This is a genomic window from Lutibacter sp., from assembly GCF_033723435.1.
Lineage (GTDB): Bacteria > Bacteroidota > Bacteroidia > Flavobacteriales > Flavobacteriaceae > Lutibacter.
Genome location: NZ_JAWVXC010000007.1, coordinates 80,714 through 95,890, shown reverse-complemented (window position 1 = coordinate 95,890; position 15,177 = coordinate 80,714). Strand labels below are relative to the sequence as shown.

General features: G+C 29.3%; 14 protein-coding genes and 1 tRNA gene. 10 read left to right on the top strand and 5 right to left on the bottom strand.

Annotation, left to right across the window (positions count from 1 at the left end):
* The first annotated feature begins 2 nt into the window (after window positions 1–2).
* From R3342_RS11195 to R3342_RS11175, 5 genes are read left to right on the top strand one after another with little or no spacing between them, the layout of a single operon-like run.
* Window positions 3–863 carry an alpha/beta hydrolase family protein gene (locus R3342_RS11195; RefSeq protein ID WP_318940255.1) on the top strand — a complete coding sequence of 287 codons (861 nt, stop codon included), beginning with the start codon at window positions 3–5 and terminating at the stop codon, window positions 861–863.
* Window positions 864–2,198, top strand: a complete 1,335-nt coding sequence (locus tag R3342_RS11190) for an MATE family efflux transporter (RefSeq protein ID WP_318940253.1) — start codon at window positions 864–866, stop codon at window positions 2,196–2,198.
* Window positions 2,199–2,209: 11 nt separating this feature from the next.
* A complete protein-coding gene (locus tag R3342_RS11185) occupies window positions 2,210–2,965 on the top strand; it encodes an enoyl-CoA hydratase/isomerase family protein (RefSeq protein WP_318940251.1) in 756 nt (251 codons plus the stop codon).
* Window positions 2,966–2,967: 2 nt separating this feature from the next.
* Window positions 2,968–3,150 carry a hypothetical protein gene (locus R3342_RS11180; protein ID WP_318940249.1) on the top strand — a complete coding sequence of 61 codons (183 nt, stop codon included), beginning with the start codon at window positions 2,968–2,970 and terminating at the stop codon, window positions 3,148–3,150.
* A gap of 2 nt (window positions 3,151–3,152) precedes the next feature.
* The gene (locus tag R3342_RS11175; protein WP_318940247.1) at window positions 3,153–3,605 is read left to right on the top strand and encodes a 6-carboxytetrahydropterin synthase; all 453 of its coding nucleotides are present in this window, start codon (window positions 3,153–3,155) and stop codon (window positions 3,603–3,605) included.
* A 1-nt stretch (window position 3,606) separates the two neighbouring features.
* On the opposite strand, the gene pth is transcribed toward R3342_RS11175, so the two are convergent.
* The 3 genes from pth to R3342_RS11160 all read right to left on the bottom strand — a co-directional run bounded on the left by pth (window position 3,607) and on the right by R3342_RS11160 (window position 5,931).
* Window positions 3,607–4,173 (bottom strand): aminoacyl-tRNA hydrolase, encoded by a 567-nt coding sequence (pth, locus tag R3342_RS11170; protein WP_318940245.1) that lies wholly within the window; start codon window positions 4,171–4,173, stop codon window positions 3,607–3,609.
* A gap of 162 nt (window positions 4,174–4,335) precedes the next feature.
* A complete protein-coding gene (locus R3342_RS11165) occupies window positions 4,336–4,965 on the bottom strand; it encodes a 50S ribosomal protein L25/general stress protein Ctc (protein WP_318940243.1) in 630 nt (209 codons plus the stop codon).
* 24 nt (window positions 4,966–4,989) lie between these two features.
* Window positions 4,990–5,931: a ribose-phosphate pyrophosphokinase gene (locus R3342_RS11160; protein WP_318940241.1), complete on the bottom strand. Its 942-nt coding sequence runs from the start codon at window positions 5,929–5,931 to the stop codon at window positions 4,990–4,992.
* A 135-nt stretch (window positions 5,932–6,066) separates the two neighbouring features.
* Here R3342_RS11160 and R3342_RS11155 point away from each other — a divergent pair.
* Window positions 6,067–6,148, top strand: a tRNA-Leu gene (locus tag R3342_RS11155).
* A gap of 37 nt (window positions 6,149–6,185) precedes the next feature.
* Here R3342_RS11155 and R3342_RS11150 read toward each other — a convergent pair.
* Window positions 6,186–8,330 carry a TonB-dependent receptor family protein gene (locus tag R3342_RS11150; RefSeq protein ID WP_318940239.1) on the bottom strand — a complete coding sequence of 715 codons (2,145 nt, stop codon included), beginning with the start codon at window positions 8,328–8,330 and terminating at the stop codon, window positions 6,186–6,188.
* Window positions 8,331–8,460: 130 nt separating this feature from the next.
* Window positions 8,461–8,913: a hypothetical protein gene (locus R3342_RS11145; RefSeq protein ID WP_318940237.1), complete on the bottom strand. Its 453-nt coding sequence runs from the start codon at window positions 8,911–8,913 to the stop codon at window positions 8,461–8,463.
* A 166-nt stretch (window positions 8,914–9,079) separates the two neighbouring features.
* Here R3342_RS11145 and R3342_RS11140 point away from each other — a divergent pair, with 166 nt between their 5' ends.
* The 4 genes from R3342_RS11140 (at window position 9,080) to R3342_RS11125 (ending at window position 15,164) form a co-directional block, all read left to right on the top strand.
* Window positions 9,080–10,822 (top strand): ABC transporter ATP-binding protein, encoded by a 1,743-nt coding sequence (locus R3342_RS11140; protein WP_318940236.1) that lies wholly within the window; start codon window positions 9,080–9,082, stop codon window positions 10,820–10,822.
* Between the two features lie 134 nt (window positions 10,823–10,956).
* Complete coding sequence (locus tag R3342_RS11135; protein WP_318940234.1) at window positions 10,957–12,933, top strand: protein-disulfide reductase DsbD family protein; 1,977 nt, start codon at window positions 10,957–10,959, stop codon at window positions 12,931–12,933.
* An 83-nt stretch (window positions 12,934–13,016) separates the two neighbouring features.
* Complete coding sequence (locus R3342_RS11130; RefSeq protein ID WP_318940232.1) at window positions 13,017–14,525, top strand: aminotransferase class V-fold PLP-dependent enzyme; 1,509 nt, start codon at window positions 13,017–13,019, stop codon at window positions 14,523–14,525.
* 54 nt (window positions 14,526–14,579) lie between these two features.
* Window positions 14,580–15,164 (top strand): HupE/UreJ family protein, encoded by a 585-nt coding sequence (locus R3342_RS11125; protein WP_318940230.1) that lies wholly within the window; start codon window positions 14,580–14,582, stop codon window positions 15,162–15,164.
* The last annotated feature ends 13 nt before the right edge of the window (window positions 15,165–15,177 follow it).

Here is a 15,177-nt window from a genome sequence, read left to right as displayed (position 1 = left end):
GTATGAAAATTATTAAAAATGAGATCATTAAAAGTTCTCAACATCAAAAACCAATAGTAACGGATTTATTTTTTAAAGAGAATAAAATAAAAAAGTCCGTAGTAATTTTTTGTCACGGATACAAAGGTTATAAAGATTGGGGCGCTTGGAATTTAGTAGCAGAAACGTTTGCAAAAAACGATTTATTTTTAGTAAAATTCAATTTTTCACATAATGGAGGAACCGTTGAAAATCCAATTGATTTCCCTGATTTAGATGCTTTTGGAGAAAATAATTTTACTTTAGAATTAGCAGATTTAGAAGATGTAATTAATTGGATTTTACAAAATGAAGAATTAAAAGAAGAAATAAATAATACAAATATTACATTAATTGGGCATTCTCGAGGAGGAGGAATAGTAACAATCAAAGCTTCTGAAAATTCTAAAATAACTAATTTAATTACTTGGAGTTCTGTTTCTGATTTTGGAGCTCGTTTTCCTAAAGGTGAAGTTTTAGAACAATGGAAAAAGGATGGAATTTCTTACATTCTAAATTCTAGAACACTTCAAAAAATGCCACATTTATATCAGTTTTATCAAAATTTTAAAGATAATGAGGAACGTTTAACTATTAAAAGTGCAGTTAAAAAATTAACTATTCCGCATTTAATTATTCATGGCGAAAATGACATAGTAGTTTTACCGCAAGAAGCAAAAGATTTACATGCTTGGAATAATAAAAGTGAGCTTATTTTCATAAAAGAAATGAATCATTCTTTGGGATGTACGCAACCGTGGGATAACACAAAAATGCCAGCTCATTTAGAAGATGTTGTTCAAAAAAGTATCTATTTCATTAAAACAAATAGCGGAATTAAATAAATGTATAAAGAGTCAAGTATAACCTTTAAAGGAATTAATAAGCTTGCTATTCCTGCAATTATTTCAGGTATTGCAGAACCGCTTCTTTCTATTACAGATACAGCTATTGTTGGAAATATTCAAAATCATCCAACCGAAGCATTAGCAGCAGTTGGTATTGCAGGTTCATTTATTTCAGCTTTAGTTTGGATTTTAGCGCAAACTCGTTCAGCTATTTCGGCAACTATTGCTAAGTATTTAGGTGCAAAAAAATTAGATGAAATTGCTACGTTACCCGCTCAAATTATAGGAATTAATATAGGAGTAAGTATTGTAATTAGTCTGGTAACTTTGTTTTTCGTTAATGAAATATTTCAGCTTTATAATGCACAAGGTTTAATTTTAAACTATGCTGTAGCGTATTTCAAAATTAGGGTTATTGGCTTTCCATTAACGCTGTTTGTGTTTTCAGCATTTGGAATTTTTAGAGGTTTACAAAATACTTTTTGGCCAATGATAATTAGTATTGTTGGAGCAGTTTTAAATATTGGATTAGATTTTATTTTAGTTTACGGAATAGACGGTTTTATAAATCCAATGAATGTTGAAGGAGCAGCTTGGGCAAGTGTTATTTCTCAAGTTGTAATGGCAGTTTTTTCATTGATTTTGATTATCAAAAAAACACCATTTAGATTAAAAATTATCTTACCATTTAATAAAGAAATTAAAAGCTTATTGTCTATAAGTTTTAACTTAATTATTAGAGCCGTTTCATTAAATGTCGCTTTATATTTCGCAAATTCGTATGCTACAAAATATGGAGATTCTTATATAGCAGCACAAACAATTGCTTTTCAAATATGGTTATTTTTCTCATTTTTTATTGATGGTTACGCTAGTGTTGGAAACATTGTTTCTGGAAAACTATTAGGAGAGAAGAATTATAAACAAATGTGGAAATTAAGTATAAAACTTAGTAGATATTCTATTGTAATTGCTATTTTGTTAAGTTTGGTTTGCGGAATTTCGTACTTCTCAATAGGTGCATTGTTCTCGCAAGAAAATGAAGTTCTTAAACTGTTTTATAGTATTTTTTGGATAGTTTTAATTATGCAGCCAATTAATGCAATAGCTTTTGTTTTTGATGGAATTTTTAAAGGGTTAGCGGAAGCAGCAACACTTCGTAATTTATTATTAATAGCTACTTTTTTAGGCTTTTTACCAGTATTGTTGATAGCAGATTATTTTAATTTAAAATTATATGGAATTTGGATTGCTTTTGCTATTTGGATGATTATTAGGGCTAGTGTTTTAGTGGTAAAATTTAAACGAAAATATTTACACAAAAACACGTAACTTTGAACCTTATGAGTAACGGAAGTTTATATACAAATATTCAGAATAAAATAGCTACGGTTGAGTTCTATCATCCAGCAAGTAACTCTATGCCTAGTGAATTATTATCTCGTTTAACGAATACATTTAATGAGTTAAGCAGCAATAATGAAGTCCATGTAATTATTTTTAAAAGTGAAAAAGATACTACTTTTTGTGCTGGGGCATCTTTTGATGAATTAATGAAAATATCTAATTTAGAAGAAGGCAAAGAATTCTTTTCAGGCTTTGCTAATGTAATTAATGCAATGCGAAATTGCTCTAGATTAATTATTGGTAGAGTTCAGGGAAAAGCTGTTGGAGGCGGAGTTGGATTAGCTGCTACTTGCGATTATTGTTTTGCAACAGAACAAGCATCTATTAAATTATCTGAATTTACTATTGGTATTGGTCCTTTTGTTATAGCACCTGCTGTGGAGCGCAAAATAGGAGTATCTGCTTTAAGTGAATTAACATTAGATGCTACACATTGGAAAACAGCATATTGGGCCAAGCAAAAAGGATTATTTGCACGTGTTTTTGAAACGATTAAAGATATGGATGAAGCAGTAGAAGATTTAGCCTTAAAGCTTTCAAAATATAACCCTGAAGCATTGATGGAAATGAAAAAAGCACTTTGGAAAAATACTGAAAACTGGGATGACTTACTTAAAGAAAGGGCAGAAATTAGTGGTAAGCTAGTACTTTCAGAATTTACAAAAAATGCATTAGACAAATTTAAAAAATAAAGATGTTATTTTCTAGTATAAGTTTATTAACACAAGTTAACATTGAAGAAAAACTTAAAAGTGCGCCAGATAGTAGTTATCAAATTGGTGTTGTAATTGGCACATATTTGCCGTTTGTGCTACTAGTTTTACTTGCGTATATTATATATTATCGACTTAAAAATAGAAAAGATTTAGAAGATTAAAAATGGGAAAAATTAGAATTACTAAACATTTCTTTTTTGAAACAGGCCATGCTTTATATGGTTATGATGGAAAATGTAAAAATGTTCATGGGCATAGTTATAAATTATCTGTAACCGTTATTGGAATCCCAGTTAATGATAAAACCAATGCTAAAAATGGTATGGTTATCGATTTTGGTGATTTAAAAAAAATTGTAGCCTCTGAAATTGTAGATGAATTTGACCATGCAACTGTTTTTAATAAAAACACTCCACATGTTGAATTAGCCGAAGAATTAGAAAAAAGAGGACATCATGTTATTTTAGTAGATTATCAACCAACAAGTGAAATGATGTTGTTAGATTTTGCCGAAAAAATTAAAAATAAATTACCAGAAAGTATTAAGCTTCATTCGTTAAAATTGAGAGAAACAGGCACTTCTTATGCCGAATGGTTTGCTGCAGATCAAGTGTAACCTATTTTCCGTTAAAGGAATTCATAGTATTATTTAATCCAGCCAAACCAAATGAAATTACTAATTCAGTAGCTTTTGTTATGCGTTCTGGCAATAACTTAAATTGTTCAGGTTCCCAATCTCCTAAAACGAAATCACATTGTTTTCCTTTGGAAAAATCAGCGCCAACTCCAAATCTAAAACGAGCATAGTTTTGTGTTTGCAAAAGCAAATTAATGTCTTTTAAACCATTATGTCCGCCATCACTTCCTTTAGCTTTTAAACGAAAAGCGCCAAAAGGTAAATTTAAATCGTCACAAATAACTAATAAATTTTCTAAAGGGATATTTTCTTTAGCAAGCCAATATTTAACGGCTTTACCACTTAAATTCATATATGTGGAAGGCTTTAACAAAATAAAAGTTCTTCCTTTAAATCTAAACTTAGAAACAGCTCCTAATTTTTGATTCTCAAAAGTTACGGATTCTTTATTAGCCAATTCGTCTAAAATAGTAAATCCGATGTTATGTCTAGTATTTTGATATTTTTCGCCAATGTTTCCTAAACCAACAATTAAGAATTTTTTCATAAGATCTTCTCTAGTTTTATTTTTCTTTAAATGGAATACTTTTTTTAGTAAAAAACTAATAAAATTCATGAAGCAAAAGTAGTAAAAGGTAGCGTATTTTTAAAAAATAAAAAAAGCGCTGTTTTAGTAACAACGCTTTTATTTTCTATTATAAAGAATATACTATTCTGCAGCTTCAGTAGCTCCTTCTTCAGTAGCTCCTTCTTCAGTAGTTTCTTCTTCTCCTTCTTCTTCATCTGTTGTAATAGCAGCACGAGCAGTTCTAACTTGAACTACAACTGTATTTTCAGGGTGAAGGATTGTGAATTTTTCATTTTCTAATTCCGTAACATATAATTTGCTTCCAATTCGTAATTTTGAAATGTCTGCATTTATAAAGTCAGGTAAATCAGCTGGTAAAGCTCTAACATGTAATTTACGCATAGGAAAACGTAAAGAACCTCCATTTAAAACTCCTGGTGAGTTTCCAACTAATCTTACAGGAATATTCATAGTTACCATTTTATCATCAAATAATTGGTAAAAATCAACATGTAAAATTTTGTCGGTAACTGGATGAAACTGAATATCTTGTAAAATTGCGTGATATTTAGTTCCATCTAATTCAATCATTGCAGTATATACGTTTGGAGTATACACTAAATTTTTGAACGAAATTTCGTCAGCTGAAAAGTGTAATGGCTTATCTCCTCCGTATAATACGCAAGGCACCTTTTCAGCATTACGTAAGGCTTTGGTCGCTGCCTTGCCTACGCTTTCTCTTTTAGATCCTTTGATTGTAATTGATTTCATTTATTAAATTTATTTATTATTTACTTACATTAAAAATTGTCCGCTAATGGACGTATTGTTTTGTACTTTATGCATCACATCTGCGAATAAAGGGGCGCAAGATACAACTTTTATTTTAGAACTAGCTCTTTTTAAAGGAATTGTATCGGATACTATAAGTTCTTTTAATGCTGATTTTTCAATTTTGTCATAAGCGTTTCCAGATAGTATTGGATGTGTACAAATTGCACGAACACTTATAGCTCCTTTTTCCATCATTAAATCAGCTGCTTTGGTTAAAGTTCCTCCAGTATCTATCATATCATCTACAATTATTACATTCTTATTTTTTACATCTCCAATCAACTCCATAGAAGAAACTTCATTTGCTTTTAAACGTTGTTTATAACAAATTACCACTTCACTTTCTAAAAATTTAGAATAAGCATAAGCACGTTTTGATCCTCCCATATCAGGTGAAGCAATGGTTATATTATCTAAATTTAATTTATGGATATAAGGCAAAAATATAGTGGAAGCGAATAAATGATCTACTGGTTTTTCAAAAAAACCTTGAATTTGATCTGCATGCAAATCCATAGTCATAATCCTTGTTGCGCCTGCAGTTTGCAATAAATTAGCAACCAATTTAGCGCCAATTGCAACTCTTGGTTTGTCTTTTCTGTCTTGACGAGCCCATCCAAAATATGGCATTACAGCTGTTATATGACGAGCAGAAGCTCTTTTTGCAGCATCAAGCATTAAGAGCATTTCCATTAAATTATCTGAATTTGGAAAGGTAGAGCCTACTATAAAAATTCTTCTACCTCTAACAGATTCTACAAAAGCGGGTTGAAACTCTCCATCACTAAAATGGGAAATAGTAACATTTCCTAATTTTGTGCCATAATTTTCAGCTATTTTTTCAGCTAAATCAAGACTTTGTTCGCAAGCAAAAATTTTAGGTTCTAGGTTGTAGTTTTCCATTTTAGTAGTATTATTTAGTTGTGTGTTTTGTTTGTTGTTTGCAAATTTAAAATTATTTATGACGCAATTAAACAACTTAGTTAACTTTTTATGCTTTAGATAAAAATTATTTATAAATTTGCAAACCTATTACAAGCCTCGATGGCGGAATTGGTAGACGCGCTGGATTCAAAATCCAGTTCTTTCGGGAGTGTGGGTTCGATTCCCACTCGAGGTACTTTTTTATTACATGTTAATTTCAAAAAATATTTTGATTAAAACCGTATTTTAATATTCCCAAAATATTCTTGTTTAGGCCCAGGTTGGTATGAATTTCCATCAGGATCAGGTTCTGTAAAAGCCATATAATTTTCTCCTGTAAAGTTTTTTGCTGTAAAACTTATTTCTCCGTTAATATTTTTTAGATTCCATAAATATGAAATACGAGCATTATAAATATTAAACCCATTTTGCCAGTTTTGATAAATTGCAGGATCAAGTTCATTATTATATGCTTTTGCATCGGTATATATTGCCCATTTTGATTGGTATTCGGTACCTAAGTTTAATACTATTTTATTAAAAATGGTATACTTAAACTCTGCATTTAGTTGATGTTTTGGCGAATTTGGTAAATATTGTCCTTCAGCAGGTGGGGTTGTTAGTACATAATTTGTATCCGTATAAACAGGATCAATATTAGCAGAGGTGTATTTAAAATGAGCATACGTGTATGCTAATTGTAAATTTAAATTTTTAATTATATCAACGGATAAAAATGTTTCAATGCCAAACCTTCTGCTATTCCCTGCATTTCCATAAAATACTTCTTGATTTCCTCTACCAGATTGTTTGAATCGGAAAAAATCATTTTTAGTATTCATTAAAAAACCTGTAATATCGTAATAAAAGTTTTTGCTAATATATCCTCTTGTTCCAATTTCGTAGCAATTTGAAGTTGCTGAAATTAAATGTGTATTAAAACCTGAATATCCAACTGGATTAGCTTCTAACTCTTCCGTTGAAGGAGGTATAAAACCTTGACTAAAATTAGCAAAAAGGGTTATTGCATCAGAAAAGTTATAACTGGTTCCTAATCGAACTGAATTATGAGAAAAATTCATTTTTGTTTTAGATGTATTAATCTCGGCCATTTTATCGGTTAGCTCATTTTTTATATTATCATATCTAACATTACCAATTATATTTAGTTTTCCCAACTCAAATTTATAAAAACCAAAAACGCCTATATTATTTTGATTAATAATTTGATTGGCAAGTAAGTTATTTGTTTCAATATTAGTTTCATCAATACTTTCAATTCTTAATGGATTTTCGGCACTTTCCAATTTATACACATCAATATTTTGCCATTTCATATCCGATCCAAAGCTGAAATGATGTTTTGCTTTTTCTGAAATAAGATTAAGGTTATATTGAACTCCAAAACCAGGATCAGTATAGTTTCTGTATTCAGCACTTGTGTTACTGGTTTCTTTATTTTTCCAAGTTCTGTAATAAGAATATGCGTGAATATTTTGTTTATCACTTATTTGATATGTTCCAGTAAAACCTAAAGTTGTTCTATTTGTTTTTTGATATTCATTAAACGGATTTGCATCAGGATTAGCTTGTTTTGGATTGTCAAGTTGATCAAGAGTTAAACCTTCTGGATTTTGTTGAAAATAATCTACATGAGAAATAATTTGAGTTATTGACGTTTTTTTGTTTGGATGAAAACTTAGTTTCTCATAAAATTTATTACTCCAAAATGCTTGATGATCTCTATATCCATCACCTCTTGATTTAGAATAACTAGCTCTATAATCTGTACTATTTTTTGAACCGTTTAATTGAATAAGTGTTTTATTAAACCCATTTGAACCAATACTTTGGCTTAAAAAACCTTCTAAAGGTTTAGAGCCTCCAATATTGGATGTGATATTTAAAACACCTGCCGAACCACTGCTTCCATATAACCCAGCTGATGGACCTCTTAAAACTTCAATTTTTTGAATTGTAGCCCAATCAACATCATATAAATCAGGAGCAAAACCAGATGGATCGTTTATTGGAATTCCATCAAGTAATACACCTATTCCTCTTAATCCATTTTCAGTTAAAATTCCTTGCCCACGAATTGATATATGAACTCGTTCTCCATCGTGTTGATTGTCTACACGAACACTAGGAACAAACCTTAAAGCTTCTTCTGCTCCAATTGTTTTAGGCATAGTGGAAAGTGTTGCTTTTGAAACAAACGAAATAGCTCCAGGATTTTTTTTAAGCGTTACAGGTATTCTATTTGCTGTAACTGTAATTTCGTCAAGCTTTAAAGTGTCTTGACGATGTTCTTTATTTTGGCCAAATAAAAAACTATTTATGCATAATAATGCAATGAAATATGTAATTTTTTTCACTGTTTTAATTTTAAAATATTTAACTATTGTTTATTTGAGAGAATTTATAGTAAATAGAATATGTTTTTAAGAATTAAAAGGTGCTAAAAAGGTATTTAGCAATATTCTAATTAAAAATCTCAAACTTGTATTATATGGAAAAGTTAAATTCAGGAGGGGGTGAAAGTACTTCAAGAATTTTGGATTTATAAAATTCCTGATTTTCAAATAAATAGATGTTAGTATTTTTTATGCTAATTTTTTTTGAAAATTTATTGGAAAGGTATTTTTTACTTAAAATCTTTTTCAACTTTAGTAATGATTTATTTTTTCTTCTATTATTTCTAAAAAAACTGGTGATTAATTGTTTCTCTTTAACATCATTAATACAGTAATAATATCTATTTCCGTTTTTTATTTTAGTTTTAACAACATCATACATTAATCCTTTGTACTTAAATTCTTTATTTTTTTTAGTCCAAATAATTTTATTTTCATCCTTTAAAGGAATAATAACAACGGAAAGGTCTTTTTCATTTAATCCTTCTTTAATTTCGTTATTGATTTCTTGTTGAATATTATGTTGTAAGTATTTAAAATACAAGTAATATCCATTGCTTAAGGATGCAATTATAATTAATAATATGAAAGGTGTATATTTTTTAATAACGTTTGATAATGTTAATAATGGCTTTAAAAATACTATTTATTGATAAATAATTTCAATTAACTTTTTAGTAAATTGCTTCCTCTAACAAAAAATCAAAAAAATGACTTCCAAAAAAAACAAAGTAACCGTAGCGCAAGCCTTTAAAACATTTATTTGGCCAAGAAAAGGAATCATTTTGGTTGGACTAATTTTAATTATAATTAGTCGGTTATCTGGATTAGTATTACCTGGAGCTAGTAAATATTTAATAGATAATGTTATTGTAAATAAAAATCTTCATCAATTAAAATTGTTATTACTAATAGTTGTTGCTGCTATTGTTTTACAGTCGGTTACTTCATTTTTATTAACCAGATTGTTAAGTGTAGAAGCCCAATATTTAATATCAAAACTTAGAGTTCAGGTTCAAAAGCAAATATTATCGTTGCCAATTAGTTATTTTGATAACAATAAATCAGGAGCTTTAGTTTCACGAATTATGACTGATGTAGAAGGAGTTCGAAATTTAATAGGAACAGGTTTGGTTCAGCTTATTGGAGGAACACTAACCTCTATTGTTTCGTTAGTTTTATTAATTAAAATAAGTCCGATTATGACTTTATATGTTTTGGTTCCTATAAGTATTTTTGCAATTATAGCATTAAAAGCATTTAGTTATATTCGCCCAATTTTTAAAAAAAGAGCTGTTATTAATGCTGAAGTAACAGGCAGATTAACGGAAACGTTAAGTGGTGTTAGAGTAATAAAAGGATTTAACGCCGAAAATCAAGAAATTAAAACCTTTGAAAAAGGAGTAGAAAGATTGTTTTTAAATGTAAAACAAAGTTTAACTTCTACAGCTTTACTAACAAGTTCATCTACACTTTTATTAGGATTAGCTACCGCAGGAATTATGGGAATGGGCGGTTATTTTATTATTGGAGGAACTATGACTTTTGGTGATTTTTTAGCGTTTACATTGTACTTAGGATTTATGATTGCTCCAATTGTGCAAATGAGTAATATTGGAAGCCAATTAACCGAGTCGTTTGCTGGTTTAGACAGAACGGAAGAGATTATGAATATGACTCCAGAAGATGATCCTTTGGTTAGAAATATTAAACTTTCTAATATTAAAGGAGACATAAAGTTTGATAATGTTTGTTTTTCCTATGAAAAAGGAGTTGAAGTATTGCATAATATTTCTTTTGAAGCTAAAGCGGGGAATGTAATTGCTTTAGTTGGCTCATCAGGTTCTGGAAAAACAACTATTGCTGGTTTAGCAGCCACTTTTTTAAATCCAACTTCAGGAAAAATTACAATAGATGAAACAGATTTATCAAAAGTATCGTTAAATAATTATCGAAAAAATTTGGGCGTTGTTTTACAAGATGAATTTTTATTTGAAGGAACTATTAAAGAAAATATATTATTTTCAAAAGCAAATGCTACGGATGAAGAACTTCAAAAAGCGGTGGAAGCGTCTTATGTAAATGAATTTACCGATCGTTTTGAAAAAGGATTAGAAACGGTAATTGGGGAGCGCGGCGTTAAACTTTCTGGCGGACAGCGACAGCGAATTGCTATTGCACGTGCCATTTTAGCTAACCCAAAAATTATTATTTTAGATGAAGCTACTTCAAATTTAGATACTGAAAGTGAAACTTATATTCAAAAAAGTTTACAGGAATTAATTGAAGGAAGAACAACTTTTGTAATTGCACATAGGTTAAGTACTATTCGTCAGGCAAATCAAATATTGGTTATTGAACAAGGAAAGATTGTAGAACAAGGCACTCATAATGAATTAATTACCAAAGAAGGAAGGTATTTTGATTTGTATACTTACCAAGCCAGAATTTAATTTTATTAAAAGTATTTTATATGCCTTTTAAAAATTTTAACTTTTCTTTATAAGAGAAAAATTATCTTAACCCGACAGAATTGTAATTAATGTTTAATTTTGAAACCATCTATTTTTCAATATCTTATTTAAAAATGAAAAAAAATATACTTCTATTACTTTTTACGGCTTTTAGTATTACGGCATTTAGTCAGATTTACAAACCTGTAAAATGGAAAACTTCCACAGAAAAATTATCAGACAGTACATATAACTTAGTAATTACTGCAAATATTGAAGAAAATTGGCACTTGTATTCTCAAAATGTTCCAGATGACGGACCTATTCCAACAGAGTTTACATTTACTAAAACTTCATATTTTGAACTAATTGGTAAGCCTTCCGAAGAAGAAGGTCATACTATTGATGACAAAGTTTTTAATATGAAAATTAAATTCTTTGAAAATAAAGCCACATTTAAGCAAAAAATTAAAATATTATCAAACAAACCGTTTAAAATTAAAGGAGAAGTTGGGTTTATGACTTGTGATGATACAAGTTGTTTACCACCATCGTATGTAGATTTAAACTTTTCATTACCTTCAAATTCAGGTGTTACAAACACTTCAACTACTTCTAATAAAACAGAAGTAAAAAAAGAAACAGTAACTCATAAAACACCCAAAAAGAAAACGGATAAAACTTTATTAAGTATTTTTTTAATAGCATTTTTCTCAGGGTTTGCAGCATTGTTAACGCCATGTGTATTTCCTATGATTCCTATGACGGTAAGTTATTTTACTAAACAGAGTAAAACTAAAGCGTTAGGTATTAGAAATGCGTTTATTTATGGCGTTTCAATAATAATAATTTATGTTGCTTTAGGCTGGTTGGTGTCCTTCTTTTTTGGTGCAGACGCTTTAAATGCATTATCTACTAATATTTGGTTTAATGTAATTTTCTTTTTGATTTTAGTTGTTTTCGCAATATCCTTTTTGGGAGCATTTGAAATTGTATTACCAAGTTCTTGGGGAACAAAAGTTGATGCCCAAGCAGATAAAGGAGGAATTATAGGAATCTTTTTTATGGCTTTAGCACTAGCAATAGTGTCTTTTTCTTGTACAGGTCCAATTGTTGGAACTTTATTAGTACAAGCAGCAGCAGGAGGAAATCAAATAGGTCCAATTATAGGAATGTTAGGTTTTTCATTAGCATTGGCAATTCCATTTACTTTATTTGCAGCTTTTCCTGGTTGGATGAATTCTTTACCAAAATCAGGTGGATGGCTTAATACAGTTAAAGTTGTTTTAGGATTTTTGGAATTAGCTTTAGCCTTTAAATTTTTATCAAATGCAGATTTAGTACTCGATTTACATTGGTTTGAAAGAGAAGTTTTTGTTGCCATATGGATTGCAATTTTTGGAACACTAACCATGTATTTATTCGGAAAAATAAAATTACCACATGATTCTCCAATTGATCATATTTCAGTAGGAAGATTAAGTTTAGGTTTAATTACTTTAACGTTTACTATTTATATGATTCCAGGTTTATGGGGAGCTCCACTTAATTTAATTAGTGCTTTCCCACCACCACAACATTATAGCGAATCTCCTTACGGAGTTGGATTTTCAAAGTTAGGTGGCGGAAGTAATCAAAATATATCAGAATTACCTGAAGGAGCTCATTTAATGGCACCGTTTGATATTTTAACTTTTAACGATTATGATAAAGGTTTAGCTTACGCAAAAAAAGTAAATAAACCAGTAATGTTAGATTTTACAGGAAAAGCTTGTGTAAATTGTAGAAAAATGGAGCAAAATGTATGGGTAAAAGATAAAGTATTGACTATATTAAAAAATGATGTAGTTTTAATTTCTTTATATGTAGATGATAAAAGAAAATTACCAGAAGGTGAAGCTGTTGATTCAAAACTAAATCCAGGTAAAAAATTAAGATATATAGGACAAAAATGGAGTGAGTTAGAAACTATTAAATACGGAACTAATGCGCAACCATTTTATGTACTTTTAGGTAAAAATGAAGAAAAACTAAATGAGCCAGTTGCATATACTCCCGATGTGGATGAGTTTTATAATTGGCTAAAAGATGGAATAGCAAAATATAAATAAATTTTGATTTTTATTGTTAGAGAAACACGTTGATTTTATTTAAATTAGCGTGTTTCTTATTTTAAACTCTAAAGTGAAGTAATATGGGAGAGGATACTAAGTTGAATAATAAAATAGATTCTAATTTATCTGAATTAGAAATGTATTTTCAGGCTTTTAAAAAAAATATTGTAGGAAATGGCCAAACTTTTCAATCTCCTTTTGGAGAAAAAGAAATTATTTATACCGATTGGACTGCAAGTGGTAGAATGTATCGTCCAATTGAAGAAAAAATGATAAATACTTTTGGTCCTTTTGTTGCAAATACCCATACAGAAACATCTACTACCGGATCAGTTATGACTTCGGCATATCATAAAGCAAGAAACATTATTAAAAAACATGTAAACGCAAATAATGACGATGTTTTAATTACTAGCGGAACAGGAATGACAGGTGTTATTAATAAATTTCAGCGAATTTTAGGATTAAAAGTTGCAGAAAATTTAAAAGCATATACTCAAATTCCAGAAGATTTAAAGCCAATTGTATTTATTTCTCATATGGAGCATCATTCTAATCAAACTTCATGGTTAGAAACTATTGCTGATGTAGAAATTATTCCTTGTCAGGATAATGGATTATTTTGTTTTAAAAGTTTTAAAAAATTATTAGAGAAACATAAAAATCGACCTATAAAAATTGCTTCAGTAACTGCCTGTTCAAATGTTACTGGAATTAGAACAGATTATCATAAAATTGCAAAAATGATTCATGAATATGGCGGATTATGTTTTGTTGATTTCGCTTGTTCTGCTCCTTACGTTTCTATTGATATGCATCCACAAAAAAAAGAAACGTATTTAGATGCAATTTTCTTTTCCCCTCATAAATTTTTAGGAGGCCCAGGAACATCAGGAGTGTTATTATTTAATAAAAAATTATATAAAAATATGGTTCCAGATAATCCAGGAGGAGGAACTGTAACTTACACAAATCCTTGGGGAGCACATGATTATATTGATGATATTGAAACTCGTGAAGATGGTGGAACTCCAGGGTTTTTACAGGCTATTAAAGTAGCTTTGGCAATTCAGCTAAAAGAGCAAATGAAAGTGGATAAAATTTTAGCTAGAGAGCATGAAATTAACAAAATTGTTTTTGATCATTTATCTAAAATTCCTAACCTAACCATTTTAGCAAGTCAACATACCGATAGATTGGGTATTTTTTCTTTTTTTGTAGAAAATGCACACTTTAACTTGATTGTAAAATTATTGAATGACAGATTTGGAATACAAACTCGTGGAGGTTGTTCTTGCGCGGGTACTTATGGACATTATTTATTGCATTTAGATCAACAAACATCAGAAGGTATTGAAAATCAAATAAGCGAAGGATGTTTAATGGAAAGACCAGGTTGGGTTCGTATGTCTATTCATCCAACTATTACCAATAAAGAAGTTTTATTTGTTTGTGAAAGTATTAAAAAAGTAGCTAAAAATTTTGAAGAATGGGGTAAGGATTATGAATATGATGCAATAAAAAATGAATTTATTTATAAGTTTGAAGAACCTTTAGAAAAAGAACTCGTTAATAATTGGTTTAAATAATAACTTTTATCCTATTTGTTTTTATATATTTGGATTTGAAATTTTTAAAAATATATGGATAATTTTATTTTCTTCCTCAAACAAGGCTTATTTCATGTATTGGATTGGAATGCCTATGATCATATTTTATTTTTAATTGCATTAGCAGTTGTTTATGATTTTCAACACCTAAAAAAAGTGTTTTGGTTAATTACTTCTTTTACCATTGGTCATACATTAACCTTAATTTTAGCTTCTTATCATGTTATTTCTGTAAGTACTAAATGGGTTGAATTTTTAATAGCAGTTACTATTTTAATAACAGCATTAGCAAATATATTTTATGCTAAAAACACAACTAAACAAACCAAAACAAACATAAATTTAGTTTTTGCTTTGTTTTTTGGTTTAATTCACGGACTTGGATTTTCCGGATATTTTAAAATGTTAATAGGAAGTTCACATAGCAAATTAATTCCTTTGTTAGAATTTGCTTTAGGTATTGAGTTAGCTCAAGTGATAATTGTTTCATTAGTATTAATACTAGGCTTTATATTCCAATCGATTTTCCGATTTTCCAAAAGAGATTGGATTTTAGTAATTTCTGCAGTTGTAATAGGCGTAGTACTTCCAATTTTAAAAAGAAACATTTTTTGGTAATTTTTAACTTTTT

What these genes read in the sequence shown, in the direction of transcription:
- R3342_RS11195 (WP_318940255.1), top strand. Translation starts at nt 3, where the DNA reads ATGAAAATTATTAAAAATGAGATCATTAAAAGTTCTCAACATCAAAAA.
- R3342_RS11190 (WP_318940253.1), top strand. Translation starts at nt 864, where the DNA reads ATGTATAAAGAGTCAAGTATAACCTTTAAAGGAATTAATAAGCTTGCT.
- R3342_RS11185 (WP_318940251.1), top strand. Translation starts at nt 2,210, where the DNA reads ATGAGTAACGGAAGTTTATATACAAATATTCAGAATAAAATAGCTACG.
- R3342_RS11180 (WP_318940249.1), top strand. Translation starts at nt 2,968, where the DNA reads ATGTTATTTTCTAGTATAAGTTTATTAACACAAGTTAACATTGAAGAA.
- R3342_RS11175 (WP_318940247.1), top strand. Translation starts at nt 3,153, where the DNA reads ATGGGAAAAATTAGAATTACTAAACATTTCTTTTTTGAAACAGGCCAT.
- pth (WP_318940245.1), bottom strand. Translation starts at nt 4,173, where the DNA reads ATGAAAAAATTCTTAATTGTTGGTTTAGGAAACATTGGCGAAAAATAT.
- R3342_RS11165 (WP_318940243.1), bottom strand. Translation starts at nt 4,965, where the DNA reads ATGAAATCAATTACAATCAAAGGATCTAAAAGAGAAAGCGTAGGCAAG.
- R3342_RS11160 (WP_318940241.1), bottom strand. Translation starts at nt 5,931, where the DNA reads ATGGAAAACTACAACCTAGAACCTAAAATTTTTGCTTGCGAACAAAGT.
- R3342_RS11140 (WP_318940236.1), top strand. Translation starts at nt 9,080, where the DNA reads ATGACTTCCAAAAAAAACAAAGTAACCGTAGCGCAAGCCTTTAAAACA.
- R3342_RS11135 (WP_318940234.1), top strand. Translation starts at nt 10,957, where the DNA reads ATGAAAAAAAATATACTTCTATTACTTTTTACGGCTTTTAGTATTACG.
- R3342_RS11130 (WP_318940232.1), top strand. Translation starts at nt 13,017, where the DNA reads ATGGGAGAGGATACTAAGTTGAATAATAAAATAGATTCTAATTTATCT.
- R3342_RS11125 (WP_318940230.1), top strand. Translation starts at nt 14,580, where the DNA reads ATGGATAATTTTATTTTCTTCCTCAAACAAGGCTTATTTCATGTATTG.